We start from the raw sequence: 22,996 nt of genomic DNA, 5'->3' as shown, positions 1-22,996 counted from the left end.
GCGAATACCAGCCGCACGCGCACAACTATACCAAAGTGCTATTTGGCGAAAAAAGCGTGTTCCGGGCGGGTACAATCGGTACGGTTGCAGAAAAAACGGCATTCGGTTTTGTAAAGAAATATGAAGAAGAGCATGGCAAAAAGTGGCGCGGCGCGGAGTTGAACCGGCTGGCGTCCGGCTGCACGGGCGTAAAACGAAGCACCGGCCAGCATCCCGGCGGAATCGTAGTCGTACCGGATTACATCGACGTCGACGATATCACTCCGGTGCAATATCCGGCAGATGATACAAGCGCCGAGTGGAAAACGACGCATTTCGATTATCACGCCTTCGACGCCAACCTGCTGAAGCTCGATATTCTGGGACACGATGATCCGACCATGATGCGGATGCTGCAGGATTTGACAGGCGTCGATCCGACGACCATTCCGATGAACGATCCGAAAGTCATGAGCATGTTCAACTCTGTGGACGCGCTCGGCGTGACGCCGGAACAAATCCGGACGCCGGTGGCGACCTACGGGGTGCCGGAGATGGGGACGAAGTTCGTGCGCCAGATGCTGGAGGAAGCCAAGCCGTCCAGCTTTGCGGACTTGCTGCAAATTTCGGGTCTCTCCCACGGAACCGGCGTGTGGCTCGGCAATGCGCAGGAGCTGATCCGGAAAGGCATCTGCACGATTAAGACGGTGATCGGGTGCCGCGACGATATCATGCTGTATTTGATCTATAAAGCGGGTATGGACGCGGGGCTGGCGTTTAAAATCACCGAGAGCGTGCGGAAAGGGAAAGGGCTCACCGACGAGTGGAAAGAAGATATGAAGAAGCATAACGTTCCCCTGTGGTACATCGATTCGTGCGAAAAGATCGAGTACATGTTCCCGAAGGCGCATGCTTCCGCATACGTTATTTCCGCGGTGCGCACCGCTTACTTTAAGCTTTATTACCCTATTGCTTACTATGCGACCTATTTTTCCGTCCGTGCGCAGGATTTCGAGATCGAGCTGCTGTGCCAAGGCTATGACGCGATTTTGCGCAAGCTAATCGAAATTGAGGAAAAAGGGTTCCAGGCGACGCCGAAAGAGAAGAGTATGATCTCCATTCTCGAAATGGCGCTGGAGATGACGGCCCGCGGCTTTTCGTTTAAGCCGATCGATTTGTACAAGTCGGACGCGACCAAGTTTCTTATCGAAGACGACTCGCTTATTCCGCCGTTTTCCGCTATTGCGGGGATTGGGGAGAACGCGGCGAAGAACATCGCGGCCGCCAAAAACGACGGACCGTTCTTATCGATTGAGGACTTTCAGACCCGAAGCAAGGCGTCGAAGACAATCGTCGAAATTCTTAACGGCATGGGCTGTTTCCGCGGCCTTCCGGAGACGAACCAGCTTTCGCTGTTTTAGAACTCCCGGAGAAGTCTTCCTTGCTTCCTCAAGCGCCTTTTTGCGCCTTATTGCATGATCTCTGCACTTATGGTATAATCTTCTTCGGTAGCAATGTAATATCTCGTGACCAAAGAGTGGGGAAACCCACTCTTTACATTTTGTATAAGGCCCCGAAGCGAGTGAAGCGTTGGTTCGGCGCAACTGTGCGCTAAGCGGTCAGCGGGTTAAGCTGGCACGGACGTTGGATTGAACGGTCTTTGGATTTTAGAGGTATAGGATTGTGAGTTTTTTGTCCTTGTTTGAAGTCGGGGAGTGCTCGTAGATGAGCAGGCGAGAGGGAAATCGCGATTGGCGGCGAGTTTTTTGCCCCGATCCTTTCCTCTACCAGGCAAAATCGAAGGATCGGGGCAAAACGTGTCTGAGCATTAGCCAATCGCGATTTCCCGGCAGCGCGCACCAAATGAACTCCAACGAGCCTTCGTTCTCAACCGCCAAAGCTTCCATACTCTAACTATCGCTCGCTTTCTCACCCTACTAAGGAGGAACGCACGTTTGAGCACAAACATCAAATCCACTGTGGAAGAGCTGGTTCGCCCCTTTTTGGACGAAAACGGATTTGAGCTGGTCGACATCGAATATGTAAAAGAAGGTGGCAACTGGTTTTTGCGGGTATATGTGGATAAAGAAGGCGGCATCGATATCGATGACTGCGGCCGCATCAGCGAATACCTTAGCGCCAAGCTGGACGAGAAGGACCCTATCGAATCGGCTTACTTCCTGGAAGTGTCTTCGCCCGGGGCGGAGCGTCCGCTCAAGAAGCCTCAGGACTATCGTAAAGCGATTGGCGAGCATGTCTTCGTAACGACGTACGAGCCGGTAAACGGTTTGAAGGAATTCGAAGGCACGCTCGTGTCGTACGACGAACAAACGGTTGTCGTCGAGGTCGGCAAGAAAAAGCACGAAATCCCGTGTGACAAAGTGGCCGGCGCCAGGCTCGCCATCAAATTCTAGGCTCGATCTGCCAATGCGTCGGGCGGCCCGTATTTTATGAGAGGGGGAACTCCATTCAAATGAACATGGATTTTATCGAAGCGCTAAACGAAATCGAAAAGGAGAAAGGCATCGCCAAAGACGTGCTGATCGACGCGATTGAAGCAGCGCTGATTTCGAGCTATAAGCGCAATTTTAATACCGCGCAAAACGTGCGCGTGGACATCAACCGCCATACGGGACTCATCAAAGTATACGCCCGCAAAACGGTTGTCGACGACGTGCTGGATCCGCGGATGGAAATTTCGCTCTTCGCTGCAAGAGAAATGAACCAAAACTATCAGCTGAACGACATCGTCGAGATTGAAGTTACTCCTCGCGATTTCGGCCGGATTGCGGCTCAGACGGCGAAGCAGGTCGTTACGCAGCGGATCCGCGAAGCGGAGCGCGGGCTGATCTACAACGCCTATGTCGATAAAGAAGAAGACATCGTCAACGGCATCGTGCAGCGTCAAGACACGCGCAACCTGTATATCGATTTGGGCAAAATCGAAGCGGTCATGCCGTTGAACGAACTGATGCCCACCGACAAATTCAAGCACGGAGACCGCATTAAAGCGTATATCACCAAGGTCGAAAATACGACCAAGGGGCCGCAGATCATTTTGTCCCGTACGCACCCGGGGCTGCTGAAACGGTTGTTCGAGCTGGAAGTTCCGGAAATTTTCCAAGGGGTCGTCGAAATTCGTTCCGTCGCCCGCGAAGCCGGCTTCCGTTCCAAGATCGCCGTATACTCCCGCAATCCGGAAGTTGATCCGGTCGGTTCTTGCGTCGGGCCGAAGGGCATGCGTGTGCAAACGATCGTCGGCGAGCTGAAGGGCGAGAAAATCGACATCGTCCGTTGGATGGAAAGTGTTGAGGAGTATGTTGCCAATGCGCTCAGCCCGTCCAAGGTGCTGGAGGTGCAAGTGTTCGAAGCCGAGAAAATGGCCCGGGTCATCGTGCCGGACTATCAGCTGTCGCTTGCCATCGGCATTAAAGGGCAGAATGCGCGGTTGGCCGCCAAACTGACCGGCTGGAAAATCGACATTAAGAGCGAGACACAAGCTGAGCAGGAGTACGGCCGACCGAAGACATATGCTGAAGAAATGCACCAGGATTCCGTCAGTATCGATTAATTCGCAGACATCGGTCTGACGGCCATGCGGGAGGGGGATGATCCGATGAAACAAAGAAAAATACCTCTGCGTAAATGCGTAGCCTGCCAGCAGATGATGCCTAAGAAAGAACTAATCCGCGTGGTGAAAACGCCGAATGATGAATTGCTCATCGATTTGACGGGAAAAAAAGCCGGACGCGGCGCCTATTTGTGCGGTAAACTATCCTGCTTCAAGCTGGCCAAGAAATCGCGTGCGCTGGATCGCGCACTGAAATCGTCGGTCAGTCCGGATATTTACGACGCTCTCGAGCAGGATTTTATTAAAGTGGAAGACGAATTTATTGCCGGAAAAGACGCGGTGGATGATGAACAAGAATAGCGACAAATTTTTCTCGAATCTGGGGCTTGCCATGCGGGCGGGAAAGCTGGTTACCGGTGAAGACATGGTGATCGAATCGGTCCGAAACGGCGAAACGAAGCTTGTGATCGTGGCCGAGGACGCTTCCGCAGGCACCTTCAAGAAAGTGAACGATAAGTGCATTTATTATCAAGTTCCTATCCATCAGTACGGCCGTCGGGATCAGCTTGGAGCCAGTATCGGTAAAGAAGCGCGAGTCGTCATTGGGGTAAACGATGCGGGATTTGCGCGGATGTTGTTGAAGCAGTTAGATCGTACGGAGGTGGACGGTATTGACCAAACAAGACAACAATAAAGACAAACTCAGAGTGTACGAATATGCCAAATCTTTAAATATGAGCAGTAAAGAGATCATCACAATTTTAAAAAGACTGGATATTCCGGTCAACAATCATATGAGCGTAATGGAGAATGATGCGGTGTCGAGTGTAGAGAAATTTTTCAGAGACGTAAAAGCCAATGCAGCAGCAAAACGGAGCGAGGGCGGAGCCAAAACAGGGGATAAGCCGTCCAATCATCCGGAATCCAAACAACAAACCGTAGCGTCGCAGCCGAAACCGGAACAGCGCCCGCAAACGGCGCAAGTACAATCGGCTACACCTAAGCAAAACAACGGTCAGGGACAAAACAGACCGCAAGGTCAAGGCGGCGAAGGCCGTCAAGGCCAAGGCCAGTCCCGCCAAGGGGATCGCCAAGGACAAGATCGCAATCGCGGCGGCCAAGGAGGCCAAGGTGGCGGCAATCGTGGTGGTCAAGGCGGCGGTTATCGCGGCGGTCAAGGCCAAGGTCAAGGAGGCCAAGGCGGCGGCTATCGCGGCGGTCAAGGCCAGGGCCAAGGAGGCCAGGGCGGCGGCAATCGTGGAGGTCAAGGCGGAGGTCAACAGGGCCAGCGCCCGGATCAACGCAGAGGCGGCGGCTTCGAGCAGCGCAATAACGATCGCGATCGGGGCGGCAACCGCCAGGCGTCCATTCCTCCGAAGCCGACGGCAGCTACTATCGGTATGGATATAGACGATGCCAACAGAGGCGCGAAGAAATCGAAACCGAATAATAATAAACGCTTTGAAGATAACCGGGGCGGCGGAAGAGGCCAACAAAACCGCGGTAAAGCTCAAGGCCGGGGCGGCAGACATCAGGAGCCGCCGAAACCGAAGATCGACAATACGCCGAAGAAAATTATCGTGCGCGGAACGATGACCGTAGGCGAGACGGCCAAAGCGCTGCATAAGGACGCTTCCGAAGTGATTAAGAAGCTTCTGTTCCTCGGCGTCATGGCAACCATCAATCAGGAGCTTGATCTGGATGCGATCCAACTTCTTGCGTCGGAATACGGCGTGGAAGTTGAGTTGAAAATTCCGGTCGAGGAAGATAAATTCGAACAATTCGAAGAGCAGGACGACGAAGCGGATCTGATGGAGCGTCCTCCTGTAGTGACCATCATGGGCCACGTCGACCACGGTAAAACGACGCTGCTCGATGCGATCCGCAAGACAAGCGTAACCGAAGGCGAAGCGGGCGGTATCACGCAGCATATCGGCGCTTATCAAGTAGAAACTCACAACAAAAAGATTACGTTCCTCGATACGCCGGGTCACGAAGCGTTTACGTCCATGCGTGCCCGCGGCGCACAGGTGACGGATATCACCATTATCGTGGTTGCTGCCGATGACGGCGTCATGCCGCAAACGGTCGAGGCGATCAGTCACGCCAAAGCGGCAAAAGTGCCGATTATCGTTGCGGTGAACAAAATCGATAAGCCGGATGCGAACCCGGACCGGGTCAAGCAAGAATTGACCGAATACGAGCTTGTTCCTGAAGAGTGGGGCGGCGATACGATTTTCTGCAACATTTCCGCGAAGCAAGGGATCGGGCTGGAAAATCTGCTCGATATGATATTGCTTGTCTCCGAAGTTCAGGAGCTTAAAGCCAATCCGAACAAGCGTGCCAGAGGTACGGTCATCGAAGCCGAGCTGGACAAAGGCAAAGGGCCGGTGGCGCGCGTCTTGATCCAACACGGTACGCTTAAAGTGGGCGACAGCTTCGTCGCAGGCGTCTGCTTCGGACGTGTGCGGGCCATGATGAACGACAAAGGACGTAAGCTAAAAGAAGCCGGGCCTTCGACGCCGGTGGAAATTACCGGTTTGACCGAAGTGCCTCAGGCCGGCGATCCGTTCCTGGTCTTCGAGGACGAGCGCAAAGCGAGAGATATCGCCGAGAAGCGTGCCATCACGCTGCGTCAATCCGAAATGGGAGCAAACGCCCGCGTTACGCTGGATGATCTGTACAAACAGATTAAAGAAGGCGAAGTTAAGGATCTTAACGTCATCATTAAAGCGGACGTTCAAGGTTCTGCGGAGGCGCTCAAAGGCTCCTTGGAAAAAATCGACGTCGAAGGCGCGCGCGTTAAAATTTTGCATAGCGGCGTAGGGGCTATCACCGAGTCCGACGTTATTCTGGCATCGGCCTCCAATGCGATCGTCATCGGCTTTAACGTCCGTCCGGAACCGCAAGCGAAAAATACCGCGGAGCAGGAAAAAGTCGATATTCGCCTGCACAGCATCATTTACAAAGTTATGGAAGAAATCGAGCAAGCGATGAAGGGGCTTCTCGATCCGGAATATAAAGAAGTCGTTATCGGGCATGCCGAAGTCCGCAACATCTTCAAAGTATCCAAGGTCGGCACGATTGCTGGCTGCATGGTGACGGACGGCAAAATCGTCCGCTCCGCCGAAGTACGGATTGTCCGCAGCGGAATCGTCGTATTCGAAGGCAAGATCGACTCGCTGAAACGATTCAAGGATGATGCGAAAGAAGTGGCCCAAGGCTACGAATGCGGTATATCTTTGGAGCGTTTTAATGATCTTAAAGAGGGAGACACGATTGAAGCCTTCGTTATGGAAACTGTAGAGAGGTGATCCGCTATGGCAAAAATTCGCGTGGGCAGAGTCGGGGAACAAATCAAGAAGGAATTAAGCCAGATCATTCAATCCGAACTGAAAGACCCGCGCATCGGTTTCATTACCGTGACCGGCGTCGATGTGACGAATGATTTTTCCCAGGCCAAAGTATACTTGAGCGTGCTTGGCAGCGACGAACAGAAGGAAGAAACGCTGAAGGCACTCGCCCGCGGCACCGGCTTTATCCGTTCCGAGCTCGGCAAACGAATTCGGATGCGCAAAATTCCGGAATTGCTGTTTAAATTCGATGCCTCGATCGATTACGGCAGCAAAATCGAAACGCTCATTCACCAAATTAACGACGGGAATGCGGAAGCATGACCGCAGCGGAATATGCCGTTCAGCTTCAAACGGCGGCCGGGTTTATCCGCGAGCAGGATGATTTTCTGGTCGTATCTCACGTGCAACCCGATGGTGACGCCGCCGGGTCCACGTTTGCGGTCGCTTGGATGCTGCAGTCGTTAAACAAACGGTTCACACTGATCAACGAAGGCCGGATCCCGGAGAAGTTCATGTACATGGCCGGGCCTCATTCGGTCATCGAATATGAGAAAGCTCCGCCCGAACGCAAGTTCGCGGCGGTGATCTCGGTCGATTGCGCGGATTTCGGACGCATCGGCTCGGTAAGCGAATGCTTCGAGACGGAGCGGAAGCTGCTGAACATCGATCATCATGCCACCAATGACGGTTTCGGAACCGTTAATCTCGTGCGTTCCGATGCCGCGGCTACCGTGGAAGTGCTGTACGATCTGGCGCTGGAGCTGAATCTGGAGTTCACGCCGGAGCTGAACGATTGTATTTACACCGGTTTGCTGACCGATACGGGAGGCTTCCGTTATTCCAATACGACGCCCAAAGTGATGCAGATTGCGGCAGATATGCTGGCGCGTGGTGTGAAAGGGCATGAGCTTGCCGAAAGGCTGCTCGAAACGATGACGCTCGGTCAGGTATCCTTGCTGAAGCGAAGCCTCAATACGTTGTCCTTTGCCCATGACAACAAGGTTGCCTGGCTATCTGTCTCTTTGGACGATTTGTCGGCTACCGATGCATCCAGCGAAGATATGGACGGACTCGTCAACTATGCCCGCAATGTCGAAGGGGTTGAAGTCGGCATGCTGTTTAAGGAAAAAGAGCCCGGAATCGTTAAAGTCAGCTTCCGTTCCGGAGGCTTGGCTGATGTCGCGGCACTTGCCAAAAAATTCGGCGGCGGCGGGCATGTCAAAGCGGCCGGTTGTACGATTCGCAGTTCGATGTCCGAAGCGGTTGAGCGAGTCGTTCGGGAAGTAGGGATGGCGCTCGCATGACAACGGAATTGGAAGGCATTTTGCCCGTATGGAAGCCGAAAGGCTTTACCTCCCACGATGTGGTGGCTAAAGTGCGCCGCATCGTTAGAATCAAGCGGATCGGCCATACGGGAACGCTCGATCCCCAAGTGACAGGCGTCCTGCCGCTTTGCATCGGCAGGGCGACCCGGCTTGTCGAGTACATCCAAGAGCTGCCGAAAGCGTATGAAGCGACTCTGCTTTTGGGGCTTGCTACCGATACGGAGGACTTGTCGGGGGAAGTGCTGGAGCGGGTGGAGCGCCTTGGAGAACGGTTGACGCCGGAGCAAGTGACTGCGGCGGTCTTACGCTTTATCGGCGATATCGAACAGGTCCCGCCGATGTATTCTGCCGTCAAGGTGGACGGCAAACGATTGTATGAGCTGGCTCGGCAGGGCGTTCAAGTGGAGCGGAAGTCCCGGACGGTTACCATTTACGGCATCGATGTGCTGGAGACGGACTGGTCGGGAGATTATCCGCAAGTCAAGTTTCGCGTCAATTGCTCCAAGGGAACGTATATTCGCACACTTTGTGCGGATATCGGACAAGCTCTCGGCGTTCCAGCCGTTATGGCGGAGCTGGTGCGAACCTCGACCGGACATATCGGGCCTGAACGATGCCTGACGCTTGAACAGATCGAAACTCTCCACAAAAATGGAGAGCTTGCCGGGCGATTGATTCCGATGGAGCAGGCGGTTACCCATTTGCCGTCCGCCCATCTTTCTTCCGTTCAAGCACAGAAGGCGCTGCAAGGTCAGAAGATTCGCGTCAGTGAGGGGCAGAAGGCTGCATTAAACGCCTTTTCGTCCAACGGCGAGCGGGTGGTCGCCTGCTTCACGGAAGAAACGGGCGCGTTAGTCGGGCTTTTAGAATGGGATTCGGAGCTGGGATTGCTGCTGCCGGTTAAAATATTTTCTTGAGCTTGAGCGGTCAAACGCACCAAAGAAATGTAGGTGAAGGACACATCATGGAAACGGTACAGCTATCGTATCCGCTGCCGCAGGACGGCCGTCCGGACGACTCCGCCAAGGTGCTGGCGATCGGAGATTTCGACGGCGTTCACCTCGGTCACCGGGAAGTGATTCGGAGGGCGGTCGAGCGCGGGGCCGAGCTTCAACTGCCGGCTGCCATCATGACGTTTCATCCGCATCCCAGACAAGTGCTCGGGATGGACAAATACACCAAGCTGCTTACGCCGCTCGCGGCCAAGCAGGAATTGCTGCGGCAGCTTCAGGTCGATGCGACCTATGTCGTGGATTTCAGCGAATCGTTTATGCGCGTCACGCCCGAACAGTTTGTCGAGCACATGCTTGTGCCGATGAAGGTCAGTACGGTTTTCGTCGGATTTGACTTCACCTTCGGCTATAAGGGCGCAGGGACGCCGGATACGCTGTGCGATTTGGCCAAGGGGAGGTTTGCGGTCGAGGTGGTTCGTCCGTTTCACAGGAACGGAGAGAAAGTCAGCAGCACGTTGATTCGCGAATGCTTGCTGCGCGGCGATATCACCGAAGCGAATGCGCTGCTTGCCCGGCCTTACCGGCTGGAAGGGACGGTCGTACACGGAGACGGGCGGGGCCGTACCATCGGTTTCCCGACCGCGAATCTTGAGGTGAGCCAGCCTTATGTTATTCCGGCCAATGGCGTCTATGCCGTACAAGTTACTGTCGGGGGCCGCAAAGTAGGCGGTGTCATGAATGTCGGGGTGAAGCCCACCTTCGTCACTGGCCTGACGCAGCCTGCGCTGGAGGCGCATTTGTTCGATTTTCACGAAACGATCTACGGAGAGAACGTACAGGTGGAACTGCTCGCGTTTATTCGCGAAGAACGGAGATTCGCTTCCGTTCAAGAGCTGATTTCCCAGATTGGTCAAGATGCGGATCAAGCGCGTTCGATTCTTGCGGCTCGGAAAACGATACAAAACTCGTAATTTTATTTTACTTTTATAAACAAACTATGGTATACTATGAAACGTTGTCGATTCAACATGCTATCGCATGAGGGATTCAGGACATCGCATGAACCTTGGCATGGAGAATCGAGTACTCCATCGGTCTCTGGGCCACAGGGGATATACTTATTATTTTCGGAGGTGACTCAATCATGGCATTGACTCAAGAACGCAAACAGGAACTGATCCAAACGCACAAAACGCATGAAAGCGACACTGGATCTCCAGAAGTGCAAGTTGCAATTCTTACGGAAAACATTGTAAACCTGACTAGCCACTTGAAGACCCACAAGAAAGATCATCATTCTCGTCGCGGTCTGCTCAAAATGGTCGGCCAACGCCGTAAGCTTCTGACGTACTTGAAAAACAAAGACGTCAAACGTTATAGCGCTTTGATCGAAAAACTCGGTCTGCGCCGTTAATTCAGCCTTACAACTAAAGCAACCACGTTTGTCCTTTGTGCACGCCGGAACGCCTGGCGTACGGATGCACGGGCTGCGGGGTTGCTTTTTTAAAATATCGGGATAGCCCTTAGCTCGGCAATGTGTTCGGAAAGAACTGTCGTTGCCGGTCATCCACAAGCTGCACTTTTAAGTTACTATTTTCATAAAAAGCAGGAAATACTGACTAATATGCAGAATGGTTAAGGAAGACCGGCGTTTTGGCGATCCGGCGGCAAGACTGCCCGATTGGTCGCCAAGCAATGGCGGTAGTGCGGGGACCCGGTTCAGTCGAATAATCCTACATAACGTATTCCGGGTATGAAATTTCAAAAGCTTTGAACGAAAATTGAGGAGGTTGAATATGGAGAAACAAGTGCAGATGGATCTCGGCGGACGTCCGTTGATTCTGGAAACCGGACGTCTGGCGAAGCAGGCGAACGGCGCTGTCGTTGCGCGCTACGGCGAAACCGTCGTGCTTTGTACGGTAACGGCTTCCGCCGAGCCGAAAGATTTGGATTTTTTCCCTCTAACCGTGAACTACGAGGAACGTCTTTATTCGGTCGGTAAAATCCCCGGAGGCTTTATTAAAAGGGAAGGACGTCCCAGCGAAAAAGCGATTTTGTCCAGCCGGTTGACGGACCGTCCGATTCGTCCGTTGTTTCCGGAAGGCTTCCGAAATGACGTGCAGATCGTTGCGATCGTCATGAGTGTGGATCAGGAATGCGCGCCGGAAATTGCGGCCATGATCGGAACCTCCGCAGCGCTCAGCATTTCCGACGTGCCGTTTAACGGTCCGGTTGGCGGAGTCATTGTTGGACGGGTGGACGGGCAGTTCGTCATTAACCCGACCCTCGAGCAGTCGGAAAAAAGCGATATCCACCTTGTCGTGGCAGGCACGAAGGATGCTATCATGATGGTCGAGGCCGGTGCGGAAGAAGTGCCGGAGGAAGTGATGCTGGAAGCGATCATGTTCGGTCATGACGAAATCCGCAAAATCGTGGCCATTCAGGAACAATTCGTGCAGGAAGTCGGCAAGCCGAAAATGGAAGTCAAGCTTCACAGTGTGGACAGCGAAGTGAATCAAGCGGTTCGCGAATTCGCACAAGCCCGTTTGGTAGAAGCGGTCAAAATTCCGGAGAAGCATGCTAGACAAGATGCGATCGACGCGATTAACAACGAAGCGAAGGAGCATTTTGCAGCGGTCTACGCTGAATCACCGGAGAAAATGGCCGACGTCAAAGAAACGCTGTACGATATCGTCAAAGAAGAAGTGCGCCGCTTGATTACGCACGATAAAGTTCGTCCGGACGGACGCGGGCTTGATGAAATCAGACCGATCGAATGCGACATCAACCTGCTGCCGCGTACGCACGGTTCCGGTTTGTTTACCCGCGGCCAAACGCAGGCACTCAGCGTATGTACGCTCGGAGCGCTTGGCGACGTGCAAATTCTCGATGGTCTCGACCTGGAAGAATCGAAGCGGTTTATGCACCATTACAATTTCCCGCCGTTCAGCGTAGGCGAAGCCCGTCCGCTGCGTGCGCCGGGACGGCGCGAAATCGGACACGGGGCGCTCGGCGAACGTGCGCTGGAGCCGGTTATTCCTTCCGAAACCGATTTCCCATATACGATCCGCTTGGTTTCCGAGGTGCTGGAATCGAACGGCTCGACTTCGCAGGCGAGCATTTGCGCGAGCACGCTGGCAATGATGGATGCAGGCGTTCCGATCAAAGCTCCGGTAGCGGGCGTAGCTATGGGTCTGATCAAAGACGGGGAGCATTATTCGATCTTGACGGACATCCAGGGGATGGAAGACCACCTTGGCGATATGGACTTTAAAGTGGCAGGTACCGCCAAAGGGGTTACCGCGCTGCAGATGGATATCAAAATCGACGGCATCGACCGGGCCATTTTGACCGATGCGTTGGAGCAGGCGAAAAAAGGCCGCATGCACATCTTGAACAAAATGCTGGATCGCATTTCGCAGCCGAAATCGGACCTGTCGCCTTATGCGCCGAAAATCGTCACGATGCAGATCAACCCGGACAAAATCCGCGATGTCATCGGAGCAGGCGGCAAAATCATCAACAAGATCATCGAAGAAACCGGCGTAAAAATCGACATCGAGCAGGATGGCCGCGTCTTCATCGCTTCGTCCAACAGCGAGATGAACGAAAAAGCGCGTCAAATCATCGAAGGCATCGTCCGCGAAGTCATCGTTGGGGAAACGTATCTCGGTACCGTGAAGCGGATCGAAAAGTTCGGAGCCTTCGTCGAAATTTTACCGGGCAAAGAAGGCTTGGTGCACATTTCCCAGCTGTCGACCGAGCGGGTGGGCAAGGTGGAAGATGTTGTCAAGATCGGCGATACGATTACCGTGAAAGTAACGGAGATCGACAACCAAGGCCGCGTCAATTTGTCGCGTAAAGCGGTATTGACGGCACAAGTTCCAGCCCAAACCTAATTTAACGCTTGAATTTTTCAAGCGAGCATGCAGAAAGAGCCAGAGCAGTCTGTCTCTTTTTTGTTTGCCCGAAAATCCGGATTTCAGCCGCGACACTCTCTATATGCTGGTCTAAACCTGTCCTGCCGGGCATAAGATGGGGACAAACAGGTGTGGACAGGAGAATGGGCATGAAACGCAAACGATGGTTAGCTGCGTCATTATGCTTTGGAGCGCTGCTCCTCGGCTTGCAGTTCTCTCCGGCGGTCGACCGATTCGTACAGCATGCCAGAGAGAAGAACGGTCATGAACGTGCTGCAGACGATGCACGGACGCTGTCTTCTCTGCTGTCGCTTAGGGCATGGAGTGACGAAGGGGGAAAGCGGCGTGCCAGCGCGCTTGAGAGAATCAAGGCCGAGGCGGCGAAGCGCAATATCCCGCCGGTGAACGCCAAGATCGACCGCGTCTGGAAAGCGATACCGGGATACAACGGGCTGGAGGTCGATGTCGAGAAGTCGCTGGAGCTGGCGGAGCGGCAGTCGTTTCCGGAAACGCCTCAGCTCGTGTTCCGCGAAGTGCCGCCTCAAGTCGATCTGGATCAGCTCGGACCGAATCCGATCTACAAGGGCAACCCGGCGAAGCCGATGGCAGCGCTCATGATCAACGTGGCGTGGGGCGACGAGTATTTGCCGCGGATGCTGGACGTTCTCCGTAAGGAGCAGGTGCATGCGACCTTTTTTTTCGACGGGATGTGGCTGAAAAAGAATATTCCGACCGCCCGCAAAATTATGGAAGAAGGACACGAAGTATCCAATCATGCCTACTCTCACCGGGACATGAGCAAGCTCAGCCGAACGCAAGCCGCTGCCGAAATCAGCAAGACGGAGACGATGCTGAAGCAGGAATTAGGCGCACAGAACCGTTTGTTTGCCCCGCCCTCGGGCGATTATAATCAAATGACCGTCAACGTCGCGCATGAGATGAACCTGCGCACCATTTTGTGGACGATCGATACGGTAGATTGGAGAAAGCCGGAGCCGTCCTCTATCGTGCATAAAGTAGCTACACGGATCGAGCCCGGCTCGTTGATCCTGATGCATCCTACGTCTTCGAGCAGCGCCGCGCTGCAGGGGATGATCCGCACAATCCGCGCCAAAGGGCTGTCTTTGGGTACCGTTAGCGAGGTAATCTCGCCCGAGCGGGTTCCGAAGGTTGAGTCCGTCGGACAATAATGGTAATATCAGAATGTTATACCTATACAGGGGAATCAAGACTTCGCCGTACCGAGGAGGCTTAAAGCGTTTGGACAAATACACACTTACCAACGGACTGCGGCTCGTCATTGAGAAAATTCCGACGTGCCGCTCCGTTGCTTTCGGCATCTGGGTCAAAACCGGATCGCGCAGCGAAAATGAGACGAACAACGGCATTTCGCATTTTATCGAGCATATGCTCTTCAAGGGCACGGAAAAATACTCCGCCAAAGATATCGCTGAAATTTTCGACGGCATCGGAGGCAACGTGAACGCCTTCACTTCCAAGGAGTACACTTGCTATTATTGCAAGGTGCTGGACGAGCATCTGCCGCTCGCAGTGGAAGTGCTCTCCGATATGTTTTTCGGTTCGGTGTTCGATGAGACGGAATTGGAAAAAGAAAAAAATGTCATTTACGAAGAAATCGCGATGTATGAAGATACCCCGGATGATATGGTGCATGATCTGATTGCCCGGGCCGCTTTCGGCGGACATTCGCTCGGACGCACCATCATCGGCACGCAGAGCAATCTCGCGGCGATGACCTCCGATACGCTCAAGGAGTATATGAAGTCGAAGTACACGATTGCCAATACGGTCATCAGCATCGCCGGCAACATTAACGACGATGTCGTGGGCTTGATCGAGAAGCATTTCGGCAGCTTCGCGAATGCGGGCTCGCAGGCCCCGCTTGAGCCTTTGGCGTTCCGGAGCAATTCCGAGTATCATCAGAAGAAAACCGAGCAAAACCATATCTGTTTATCGCTGCCGGGGCTGGCTGCGAAGGACGACCGGCTGTATGCGATGATCCTGCTGAACAATGCGATCGGCGGCGGCATGAGCTCCCGGTTGTTTCAGGAAATCCGCGAGAAACGCGGACTGGCCTACTCGGTATATTCCTATCATTCCTCCTACCAGGACGGGGGGCTGTTTACCGTCTATACCGGTACGGCGCCTAAGCAGACCGAAGAAGTGCTTAAGGTGACGCTTGAACTGCTGGCCGACATCAAGGAGAAGGGACTGACCCCGACCGAGCTGAAGAAGGGCAAGGAACAGATGAAGGGCAGCTTGATTTTAAGCCTGGAGAGCACCAGCAGCCGGATGAACCGGATCGGGAAAAACGAGTTAATGCTGGGCAGACATTACAATCTGGATGAAATGATACAGCGTATCGAAAGCGTGGAGATGGAGCAAGTACAAGCGCTGACGGCGGAGATGCTGTCCGTGCCGTTTGCATTGGCTATGGTCGGGCAGACGAATGATGCCATCGCCGGATTTAGGAGGGATCAGCTTGTCTGAACGAATCGAAGTGTTCATTAAACGGCTGCCGGGGAACGAAGATATCGCGCTGCCGCAAAAAATGTCCGAGCTGGCCAGCGGCTTCGACCTGTACGCGGCCGTAAGCGAGCCGGTCGATCTAGGGCCGGGCGAACGGGCGCTCATTCCGACCGGGTTTTCGCTTGCCATGCCGGCAGGGCTGGAAGCCCAGATCCGTCCGCGAAGCGGGCTTGCTTTTAAACACGGGATCACATCCTTGAACACGCCGGGTACGATCGATGCCGATTATCGCGGCGAAGTCAAGGTACTGCTGATCAATCACGGCAAAGAAACGTTCACCATCAACCGTAACGAGCGCATCGCGCAAATGGTGTTCCAAACGGTGCCGCTTATTACGCTGACAGAAGTAAGCGAGCTGGACGAGACGGAACGCGGAGCGGGTGGCTTCGGGCATACGGGAACAAAATAAGGAAGACGGACGATCCAAGCGCTTTTCCGCAGGCCGGCAATTCGGCTTGACGGAAGAGCGCTTTTTTGTTGGCCGCCGGACGTTGCGTGCCGCCGTCGTTTGGGGCTTGATCTGCTGGAACCCCTCTCTGGGCTGTCGCATAAGATGATTTATCGAGAGCGACATGGAAAGAGGTGAGAATGAATGCTGACCGGGATTCAAGTAGCGTTGATCGGCGGCGATGCCAGGCAGCTCGAAGTGATTCATAAATGCTCCGAACTCGACGCATCCGTCTTCTTGTTCGGCTTTGATAATTTGCAGAACGGTTCAAGCGGGATCACCAAGGCAGAATTGACGCCCGAAGCGCTTGTGGCTTTGGATGCCGTCATTTTGCCTGCCGTTGGGACGGACGATCAAGGAAATGTGGACAGTCTGTTTTCATCCAAGGAATTGCGACTTACCCCTGAACATATAGCTGCTCTGCCGAAACATGCTATCGTTTTTACGGGCATGGCCAAACCTTACTTACGTGAATTATGCTCGAACGAAGGCATCGGGCTGATCGAATTGTTCGACCGTGACGATGTGGCGATTTACAACTCCATTCCGACAGCCGAAGGCGCGGTGATGATGGCGATTCAGAACACGGATATCACCATTCACGGCTCGGAATCCATGGTGCTTGGCTTCGGAAGAACCGGAGCGACGCTTGCCCGTACGCTGCAAGGCATGGGCGCGAAGGTCAGGGTAGGCGTCAACAAGCCTGAATATTACGCCCGCGCGATCGAGATGGGAATGAACCCCTTCTATACGCAAGAGCTGATTTCCCACGTATCCCAAGTGGATTTGCTGTTCAACACCATCCCGGCCATGGTGGTTACCGCTCAAGTGATCGCCAATATCCCGCATCGCGCCATTATTATCGATCTTGCTTCCAAGCCGGGCGGAACCGATTTCCGCTATGCCGAAAAACGGGGGGTGAAGGCGATGCTTGCGCCGGGGCTGCCCGGGATTGTCGCCCCGAAGACGGCCGGGCGCATCATTGCCGATACGCTTACCCGCATCATCATGGAGGACGCAAGACGAAGGAGGAACGGGGAATGAATTGGGATCAATTGACGGTGGGCTTCGCGTTGACCGGCTCTCACTGCACGTTTGAAGAAACGATGCCGCAAATCCGGCGCTTTGTCGATGCCGGGGCCAAAGTCGTGCCCATCGTATCCAATACGATCATGACCACGGACACGCGTTTCGGCACATCGGCAAATTGGCAAAAAGAGTTGAAAGAGATCACAGGAAATGATATTATTTCTTCAATTGTAGATGCAGAACCGCTCGGTCCTTCGAAACTCCTAGACATAATGGTGATTGCTCCTTGTACCGGGAATACGACCAGTAAGCTTGCTAACGCCATGACGGAAAGTCCCGTGCTGATGGCGGCCAAAGCGCAAATGCGCAACGGGAGACCGCTCGTGCTGGCGATTTCGACAAATGACGGATTGGGACTGAACGCCACGAATATCGGTAAGCTTCTGATTACCAAAAACATTTATTTCGTCCCGTTCGGACAGGATGCGCCGACGGTCAAGCCGAATTCGCTTGTGGCGCGCATGGATTTGATTATGGAAGCTTGCGAGGCGGCCCTTCAGGGCAAGCAGCTGCAGCCGATGCTGATTGAACGGTTTCATTACTGATCCTGCATTTTTTATCATTTATCTTTAGGGGAGAGGACAATACATGTCGAATCAAAAGTTGTTTAACGTCGCAGTAGTAGGCGCGACAGGTGCCGTAGGAGAACAGATCCTCCGTTTGCTGGCTGAACGGAATTTCCCCATCCAAGAGCTGAAGCTCTTGTCCTCGGCCCGGTCCGCAGGCAAGAAACTTCAGTTCAAAGGCCGTGAAGTGACGATTGAAGAAGCAACGCCGGACAGCTTCAAAGGCGTGGACATTGCCCTGTTCAGCGCAGGAGGCGACGTCAGCCGGGCACTGGTTCCGGAAGCGATCAAGCACGGAACCGTATGCATCGACAACACCAGCGCGTTCCGGATGGACCCGGAAACGCCGCTTGTCGTGCCTGAGGTAAACATCGACAAAGTCAGCGACCACAAAGGCGTGATTGCCAACCCGAACTGCTCTACGATTCAAATGGTACAAACGCTGAAGCCGCTTTACGACCGTTTCGGCATTTCCCGCATCATAGTTTCCACTTACCAAGCGGTATCCGGCGCAGGCGCCAGCGCGATTAACGAGATGCTTCGACAGTCTCGCGAAGTGCTGGAAGGAAACGCTGTCGAGCCGCAAATTTTGCCGGTAGGCTCTTTGCCGGTCAAGCATCAAATCGCATTCAACGCTATTCCGCAAATCGACAAATTTGTGGACAATGGCTTTACTTACGAAGAAATGAAAATGATCAACGAAACGAAAAAAATCATGGGCGACGAAACGCTGGAAGTCACCGCGACTTGCGTGCGGATTCCGGTCGTTTACGGCCATTCCGAATCGGTTTATGTCGAGCTGAAGCAAGATTTCGACATCGAAGAGGTGAAACGCCTGCTGGCTGACGCACCGGGGATCGTGGTACAGGATAACGCTGACGAACAGTTGTATCCGCTGGCTACGGAAGCGACAGGCAAGCTGGAAACGTTCGTCGGCCGTATCCGCCGCGATCTTAGCAACCCGAGAGCCCTCAATCTGTGGATCGTATCCGACAACCTGCTTAAGGGAGCGGCATGGAACGCCGTTCAAATTGCCGAATACATCGCGATCGAGCAGCAATAAATGGAACTAAACTGGCTTTCTGAGACACTCAGGAAGCCAGAATTTTGCTATTAACTATGGCACATGGACAAGGGGAGAGATCACATGAGGATCTTGGTGCAAAAATTCGGAGGCACATCTCTTTCCACAGCCGAGGCTAGAACACACGTTATTGAACACATCCAAGATGCTTTGAACCAAGAATACAAAACGGTTGTTGTTGTTTCGGCTATGGGTCGCAGAGGAGAGCCTTACGCAACGGACACGCTACTGGATTGGATTGGTCAAAATGGAAATACACTGCCTGCGCGCGAAAGGGATATGCTGCTATGCTGCGGCGAATTCATCTCGGCCGCTACGCTGTGCAGTCTACTGAATGCCGAGGGGATTCCTGCCGTTGCTTTAACCGGCGCGCAAGCGGGAATCTTAACGAATGACGAACACGGCAATGCTCAAATCGTGACGATTCGGCCGGGGCGGATGCTTGAACTGCTGGAGCAGGGGAACGTCGTCATCGTCGCCGGCTTTCAAGGCGAGACGGCGACAGGCGATTTCACGACGCTCGGCCGGGGCGGAAGCGACACGTCGGCTACCGCGCTTGGAGCGGCTTTAAATGCGGAGCTCGTCGAGATCTTCACAGATGTGAGCGGTATTTTGACGGCAGATCCGCGGATCGTGGAAGAAGCAAGACCGCTTTCGGTCGTCTCTTATATGGAAATCTGCAACATGGCGCATTTAGGCGCGAAGGTTATTCATCCCAGAGCGGTAGAAGTCGCTATGAATGCCGGAATTCCGGTAAGAGTGCGCTCCACGTTTTCCAAGGATAAAGGTACGCTTGTTACGCATGCCGATGCGCTTCGGAGTGAATCCGGGACCGTGCAGGACCGGTTTGTGACGGGCATCGCTCACGTGCCGAATATCTCGCAAATTCGGGTAGCGCCTCAGGAAGGCAGCTACGATCTTCAGCTTAATGTATTTAAAGCGATGGCGCGGCAGCGAATCAGCGTCGATTTTATTAACGTCAACCCGTCCGGCGTCGTGTACACGGTCTTTGATCATGAAGCGGAGCGGGCAGCCGAAACGCTTCAGGGAATGGGCTATACGCCGCACATCACGCCGAACTGCGCGAAAGTATCGATCATCGGGGCGGGAATGAACGGAGTACCCGGCATCATGGCCCACATTGTCGAAGCGCTTACGGAAGAAGACATCCAAATTCTGCAATCTGCCGATTCGAATACGACCATCTGGGTATTGGTGCAAGGCGACGACATGGTCAAAGCCGTCCGTGCGCTGCACCGCAAATTCGAGCTCCATAGATAACGCATAATGTTTTAGGAGGAGACAACACGTGGATTTTGGCACAATGATAACCGCCATGGTTACGCCGTTCGATGACAAGCTTAACATCGACTGGGCGCAATTTGAGAACGTGATGGACTACTTGATCGAGGAGCAGCAAAGCGACAGTCTCGTTATCTGCGGCACAACCGGCGAATCTCCTACACTAACGGAAGAAGAGAAGCTCGAAAGTTTTCAAAGGGCCGTAAAGCACGCGCGCGGCCGCTGCAAGATTATTGCAGGGACCGGCAGCTACGATACCGCTCACTCCATTCATTTGTCGCAAGCGGCCGAAAAGTTGGGTGTCGATGCGCTGCTACTGGTGGCGCCGTACTACAACCGGCCTTCGCAAGAAGGACTGTACCAGCATTACAAAGCCATTGCCGAGTCGGTTAACATACCGATCATCCTTTATAACGTGCCCGGGCGGACCGGTGTCAATATCGATCCGGAAACGACGATTCGTTTGTCGCACATTCCAAACATCGTTGCGACGAAGGATTGCACGGATACGGACCAGCTGACGCAGATCATTACCGGCGCCGCACCGGGCTTTCTTGTCTACAGCGGCGACGATAGCGCCACGCTTCCCGCTTTGGCGGTCGGAGCGCGGGGAATCGTTAGCGTTGCGAGCCATGTAATCGGCAAAGAAATGAGAACGATGATCGATTGCTACTTGCAGGGCGAAGTCAAAGAGGCGGCGAGGCTTCATGGTCGACTGCTTCCGGTGTTCCGCGGGCTGTTCTTATGCCCTCACCGCGTACCGAGCCCGGCTCCGGTCAAGCATGCGCTTAACCTGAAAGGACTGCGCGTGGGCGGGGTTCGCCTGCCGCTCGTGGACGTCACGGAACAAGAAAAACAATTTATCGCTTCGCTTTTTGCATAAGCTTTGCGAACCGGTGCCCTGCGGCATCGGTTTTTTTTGTTTTGGGAATAATACGAATTACGCAAGGTGGATGGCCGATTGACCGGCTCACTTGTAAAGAGTCATTTTTTTCATGTATAATGAATGTCAAGTGACTGGTGCGGTTAAAATTTGGTTTTGATTAATCATATGGAAATCGTCGTCAATTACATTGAGGAGGTTTAGTTACTTGTCCAAGAAAAATATAGACAAATTAACGATTTTCGCCCTGGGCGGCGTGGGTGAAATCGGGAAGAACATGTATGTCGTTCAATATGCGAACGATATTGTAGTCGTAGACTGCGGATTGAAATTTCCGGAGGAAGATATGCTCGGGATCGATATCGTCATTCCCGATATTTCTTACTTGACGGAAAATCGCGATAAAGTGCGCGGAATCGTCATTACACACGGCCACGAGGATCATATCGGCGGTTTGCCTTACGTTCTTAAGCACCTGAACGTTCCGGTGTACGGAACGAGGCTGACCATGGGTCTGATCGAGATGAAGCTGAAGGAAGCGAATCTGCTCGGGGAAACGAAACGGATCGTTATTACGGCCGAATCGGAATTGAAGCTCGGCTGCATGACCGCCACGTTCTTTAAGACGAACCATAGTATTCCCGACTCGGTAGGGGTATGCTTGGAGACGCCGGAAGGCAATGTGGTTCATACCGGTGACTTTAAGTTCGACCAGACGCCGGTCAACGAACAGTACGCGGATCTTCACCAGATGGCAGCGATCGGCCGCAAAGGCGTTATTGCACTGTTATCGGATAGTACGAACGCGGAGCGTCCGGGCTATACCGGTTCGGAGCGCAGCGTAGGCGCGGAAATCGAAGACGTATTCCGCAAAGCGAAGCAGCGCGTCGTTATCGCGACCTTCGCCTCCAACATTCACCGGATTCAGCAGGTCATTGACGCGTGCGAATCGACCCGCCGCAAGCTGACCGTGATCGGGCGGAGCATGGTGAATGTCGTGAGCATCGCCAGCGAACTGGGCTACTTGCGCGTTCCGGATGGCATGCTGATCGAACCGGAGGAAGTGAACAAGCTCGCGGCCGACCGCGTAGCCATTCTATCTACAGGGTCTCAGGGCGAGCCGATGTCGGCGCTGACGCGGATGGCCCGCTCCACGCATCGCAAGATGGACATTTTGCCCGGCGACACCGTCATCATCGCCGCTACGCCGATTCCCGGAAATGAGCGGTACGTAGGTCGTACGGTGGACGAATTGATGCGCATTGGCGCGCATGTCATCTATGGGCCTGGCTCGATCACAGGGGTACACGTATCCGGACACGGCAGCCAGGAAGAATTAAAGCTGATGCTGAATATTATGCGTCCTAAATATTTTATACCGATTCACGGAGAGTATCGGATGCTTCGCCAGCACGGGATGCTTGCCGAATCGGTCGGCATCGCGCGCGAAGATATTTTTATCGTGGATAACGGCGATACGGTGGAAATTCAGGACGGCGTTGCCCGCAAAGGTTCCAAGGTGCCGGCAGGCAACGTTCTCATCGACGGCCTCGGTGTCGGCGACGTCGGCAACATCGTGTTGCGCGACCGCAAGCTGTTGTCCCAAGACGGCATTCTGGTCGTCGTCGTAACGCTCAGCAAGCAGGACGGGACGATCCTGTCCGGTCCAGATATCATCTCTCGCGGCTTCGTATACGTACGAGAGTCGGAAGGACTGCTGGAAGAAGCAAACCGGATCGTGACGAGCACGCTCCATCGCTTAATGAACGAAAATGTCAATGAATGGGCTTCGCTCAAAACCCATGTCAAAGACGCACTCGGCCGATTTTTATATGAGCAAACCCGAAGAAGACCGATGATTTTGCCAATCATCATGGAAGTGTAAAACTTCCCACCAGTCATACGAACTCACTTGAGGATAGAGTTTATAAAAGCGGTTTTGTGTAAAGACCACGTAAACGGGGATTATT

The 22,996-nt window shown here is 53.7% G+C and carries 20 protein-coding genes and 1 pseudogene; all 21 read left to right on the top strand.

Going from position 1 to position 22,996, the window contains the following annotated elements; genetic code table 11:
* A pseudogene (gene polC / locus QJ48_RS20760) lies at positions 1-1,400 on the top strand (PolC-type DNA polymerase III); the annotation flags it as partial.
* Between the two features lie 534 nt (positions 1,401-1,934).
* Positions 1,935-2,393, top strand: coding sequence for a ribosome maturation factor RimP (gene rimP / locus QJ48_RS20755; RefSeq protein ID WP_054975411.1), 459 nt, complete (start codon positions 1,935-1,937; stop codon positions 2,391-2,393).
* Between the two features lie 59 nt (positions 2,394-2,452).
* Positions 2,453-3,550 carry a transcription termination factor NusA gene (gene nusA, locus QJ48_RS20750; RefSeq protein ID WP_054975410.1) on the top strand — a complete coding sequence of 366 codons (1,098 nt, stop codon included), beginning with the start codon at positions 2,453-2,455 and terminating at the stop codon, positions 3,548-3,550.
* Positions 3,551-3,595: 45 nt separating this feature from the next.
* Positions 3,596-3,910, top strand: coding sequence for an RNase P modulator RnpM (rnpM, locus tag QJ48_RS20745; protein ID WP_010491249.1), 315 nt, complete (start codon positions 3,596-3,598; stop codon positions 3,908-3,910).
* The gene (locus tag QJ48_RS20740) at positions 3,897-4,244 is read left to right on the top strand and encodes a YlxQ family RNA-binding protein (RefSeq protein ID WP_054975418.1); all 348 of its coding nucleotides are present in this window, start codon (positions 3,897-3,899) and stop codon (positions 4,242-4,244) included. The genes rnpM and QJ48_RS20740 overlap by 14 nt, the downstream gene beginning before the upstream one ends.
* Complete coding sequence (gene infB / locus QJ48_RS20735) at positions 4,222-6,864, top strand: translation initiation factor IF-2 (RefSeq protein ID WP_054975409.1); 2,643 nt, start codon at positions 4,222-4,224, stop codon at positions 6,862-6,864. Before QJ48_RS20740 ends, infB begins: the two co-directional genes overlap by 23 nt.
* Before the next feature lie 6 nt (positions 6,865-6,870).
* Positions 6,871-7,227, top strand: coding sequence for a 30S ribosome-binding factor RbfA (gene rbfA, locus QJ48_RS20730; protein WP_036676353.1), 357 nt, complete (start codon positions 6,871-6,873; stop codon positions 7,225-7,227).
* Positions 7,224-8,210: a bifunctional oligoribonuclease/PAP phosphatase NrnA gene (locus QJ48_RS20725; RefSeq protein ID WP_054975408.1), complete on the top strand. Its 987-nt coding sequence runs from the start codon at positions 7,224-7,226 to the stop codon at positions 8,208-8,210. Before rbfA ends, QJ48_RS20725 begins: the two co-directional genes overlap by 4 nt.
* Positions 8,207-9,148, top strand: coding sequence for a tRNA pseudouridine(55) synthase TruB (gene truB / locus QJ48_RS20720; protein ID WP_054975407.1), 942 nt, complete (start codon positions 8,207-8,209; stop codon positions 9,146-9,148). The genes QJ48_RS20725 and truB overlap by 4 nt, the downstream gene beginning before the upstream one ends.
* Positions 9,149-9,195: 47 nt before the next feature.
* Positions 9,196-10,155: a bifunctional riboflavin kinase/FAD synthetase gene (locus QJ48_RS20715; RefSeq protein ID WP_054975406.1), complete on the top strand. Its 960-nt coding sequence runs from the start codon at positions 9,196-9,198 to the stop codon at positions 10,153-10,155.
* A 173-nt stretch (positions 10,156-10,328) separates the two neighbouring features.
* Entirely contained in the window at positions 10,329-10,598 is a 270-nt protein-coding gene (gene rpsO / locus QJ48_RS20710; RefSeq protein ID WP_010491237.1) for a 30S ribosomal protein S15, read from the top strand.
* Positions 10,599-10,980: 382 nt separating this feature from the next.
* Positions 10,981-13,083, top strand: a complete 2,103-nt coding sequence (gene pnp, locus QJ48_RS20705) for a polyribonucleotide nucleotidyltransferase (protein ID WP_082420606.1) — start codon at positions 10,981-10,983, stop codon at positions 13,081-13,083.
* Between the two features lie 170 nt (positions 13,084-13,253).
* A complete protein-coding gene (locus tag QJ48_RS20700) occupies positions 13,254-14,294 on the top strand; it encodes a polysaccharide deacetylase family protein (RefSeq protein ID WP_054975404.1) in 1,041 nt (346 codons plus the stop codon).
* 70 nt (positions 14,295-14,364) lie between these two features.
* A complete protein-coding gene (locus QJ48_RS20695; protein WP_054975403.1) occupies positions 14,365-15,615 on the top strand; it encodes a pitrilysin family protein in 1,251 nt (416 codons plus the stop codon).
* A complete protein-coding gene (dut, locus tag QJ48_RS20690) occupies positions 15,608-16,063 on the top strand; it encodes a dUTP diphosphatase (protein WP_237762991.1) in 456 nt (151 codons plus the stop codon). Before QJ48_RS20695 ends, dut begins: the two co-directional genes overlap by 8 nt.
* 183 nt (positions 16,064-16,246) lie before the next feature.
* On the top strand, positions 16,247-17,146 hold the full coding sequence (gene dpsA, locus QJ48_RS20685) for a dipicolinate synthase subunit DpsA (protein ID WP_054975401.1): 900 nt from the start codon (positions 16,247-16,249) through the stop codon (positions 17,144-17,146).
* Positions 17,143-17,736, top strand: a complete 594-nt coding sequence (locus QJ48_RS20680; RefSeq protein WP_054975400.1) for a dipicolinate synthase subunit B — start codon at positions 17,143-17,145, stop codon at positions 17,734-17,736. The genes dpsA and QJ48_RS20680 overlap by 4 nt, the downstream gene beginning before the upstream one ends.
* A gap of 43 nt (positions 17,737-17,779) precedes the next feature.
* Positions 17,780-18,820: an aspartate-semialdehyde dehydrogenase gene (locus QJ48_RS20675; RefSeq protein ID WP_054975399.1), complete on the top strand. Its 1,041-nt coding sequence runs from the start codon at positions 17,780-17,782 to the stop codon at positions 18,818-18,820.
* 84 nt (positions 18,821-18,904) lie between these two features.
* A complete protein-coding gene (dapG, locus tag QJ48_RS20670; protein WP_054975398.1) occupies positions 18,905-20,122 on the top strand; it encodes an aspartate kinase in 1,218 nt (405 codons plus the stop codon).
* Positions 20,123-20,150: 28 nt separating this feature from the next.
* Positions 20,151-21,026: a 4-hydroxy-tetrahydrodipicolinate synthase gene (gene dapA, locus QJ48_RS20665; protein ID WP_054975397.1), complete on the top strand. Its 876-nt coding sequence runs from the start codon at positions 20,151-20,153 to the stop codon at positions 21,024-21,026.
* A 208-nt stretch (positions 21,027-21,234) separates the two neighbouring features.
* A complete protein-coding gene (locus QJ48_RS20660) occupies positions 21,235-22,911 on the top strand; it encodes a ribonuclease J (RefSeq protein ID WP_054975396.1) in 1,677 nt (558 codons plus the stop codon).
* Positions 22,912-22,996: the final 85 nt, after the last annotated feature.

Source organism: Paenibacillus sp. A3, from assembly GCF_001399685.1.
Taxonomy (GTDB): Bacteria; Bacillota; Bacilli; order Paenibacillales; family NBRC-103111; genus Paenibacillus_G.
The sequence above is the reverse complement of the archived record's forward strand: the minus strand, read 5'-3'. Positions and strand labels throughout refer to the sequence as shown.

Excerpts from the sequence above, each read along its gene's own strand:
- nusA (WP_054975410.1), top strand. The coding sequence starts at position 2,453 with ATGAACATGGATTTTATCGAAGCGCTAAACGAAATCGAAAAGGAGAAA.
- rnpM (WP_010491249.1), top strand. The coding sequence starts at position 3,596 with ATGAAACAAAGAAAAATACCTCTGCGTAAATGCGTAGCCTGCCAGCAG.
- QJ48_RS20740 (WP_054975418.1), top strand. The coding sequence starts at position 3,897 with ATGAACAAGAATAGCGACAAATTTTTCTCGAATCTGGGGCTTGCCATG.
- rbfA (WP_036676353.1), top strand. The coding sequence starts at position 6,871 with ATGGCAAAAATTCGCGTGGGCAGAGTCGGGGAACAAATCAAGAAGGAA.
- QJ48_RS20725 (WP_054975408.1), top strand. The coding sequence starts at position 7,224 with ATGACCGCAGCGGAATATGCCGTTCAGCTTCAAACGGCGGCCGGGTTT.
- truB (WP_054975407.1), top strand. The coding sequence starts at position 8,207 with ATGACAACGGAATTGGAAGGCATTTTGCCCGTATGGAAGCCGAAAGGC.
- QJ48_RS20715 (WP_054975406.1), top strand. The coding sequence starts at position 9,196 with ATGGAAACGGTACAGCTATCGTATCCGCTGCCGCAGGACGGCCGTCCG.
- rpsO (WP_010491237.1), top strand. The coding sequence starts at position 10,329 with ATGGCATTGACTCAAGAACGCAAACAGGAACTGATCCAAACGCACAAA.
- pnp (WP_082420606.1), top strand. The coding sequence starts at position 10,981 with ATGGAGAAACAAGTGCAGATGGATCTCGGCGGACGTCCGTTGATTCTG.
- QJ48_RS20700 (WP_054975404.1), top strand. The coding sequence starts at position 13,254 with ATGAAACGCAAACGATGGTTAGCTGCGTCATTATGCTTTGGAGCGCTG.
- dpsA (WP_054975401.1), top strand. The coding sequence starts at position 16,247 with ATGCTGACCGGGATTCAAGTAGCGTTGATCGGCGGCGATGCCAGGCAG.
- QJ48_RS20680 (WP_054975400.1), top strand. The coding sequence starts at position 17,143 with ATGAATTGGGATCAATTGACGGTGGGCTTCGCGTTGACCGGCTCTCAC.
- QJ48_RS20675 (WP_054975399.1), top strand. The coding sequence starts at position 17,780 with ATGTCGAATCAAAAGTTGTTTAACGTCGCAGTAGTAGGCGCGACAGGT.
- dapG (WP_054975398.1), top strand. The coding sequence starts at position 18,905 with ATGAGGATCTTGGTGCAAAAATTCGGAGGCACATCTCTTTCCACAGCC.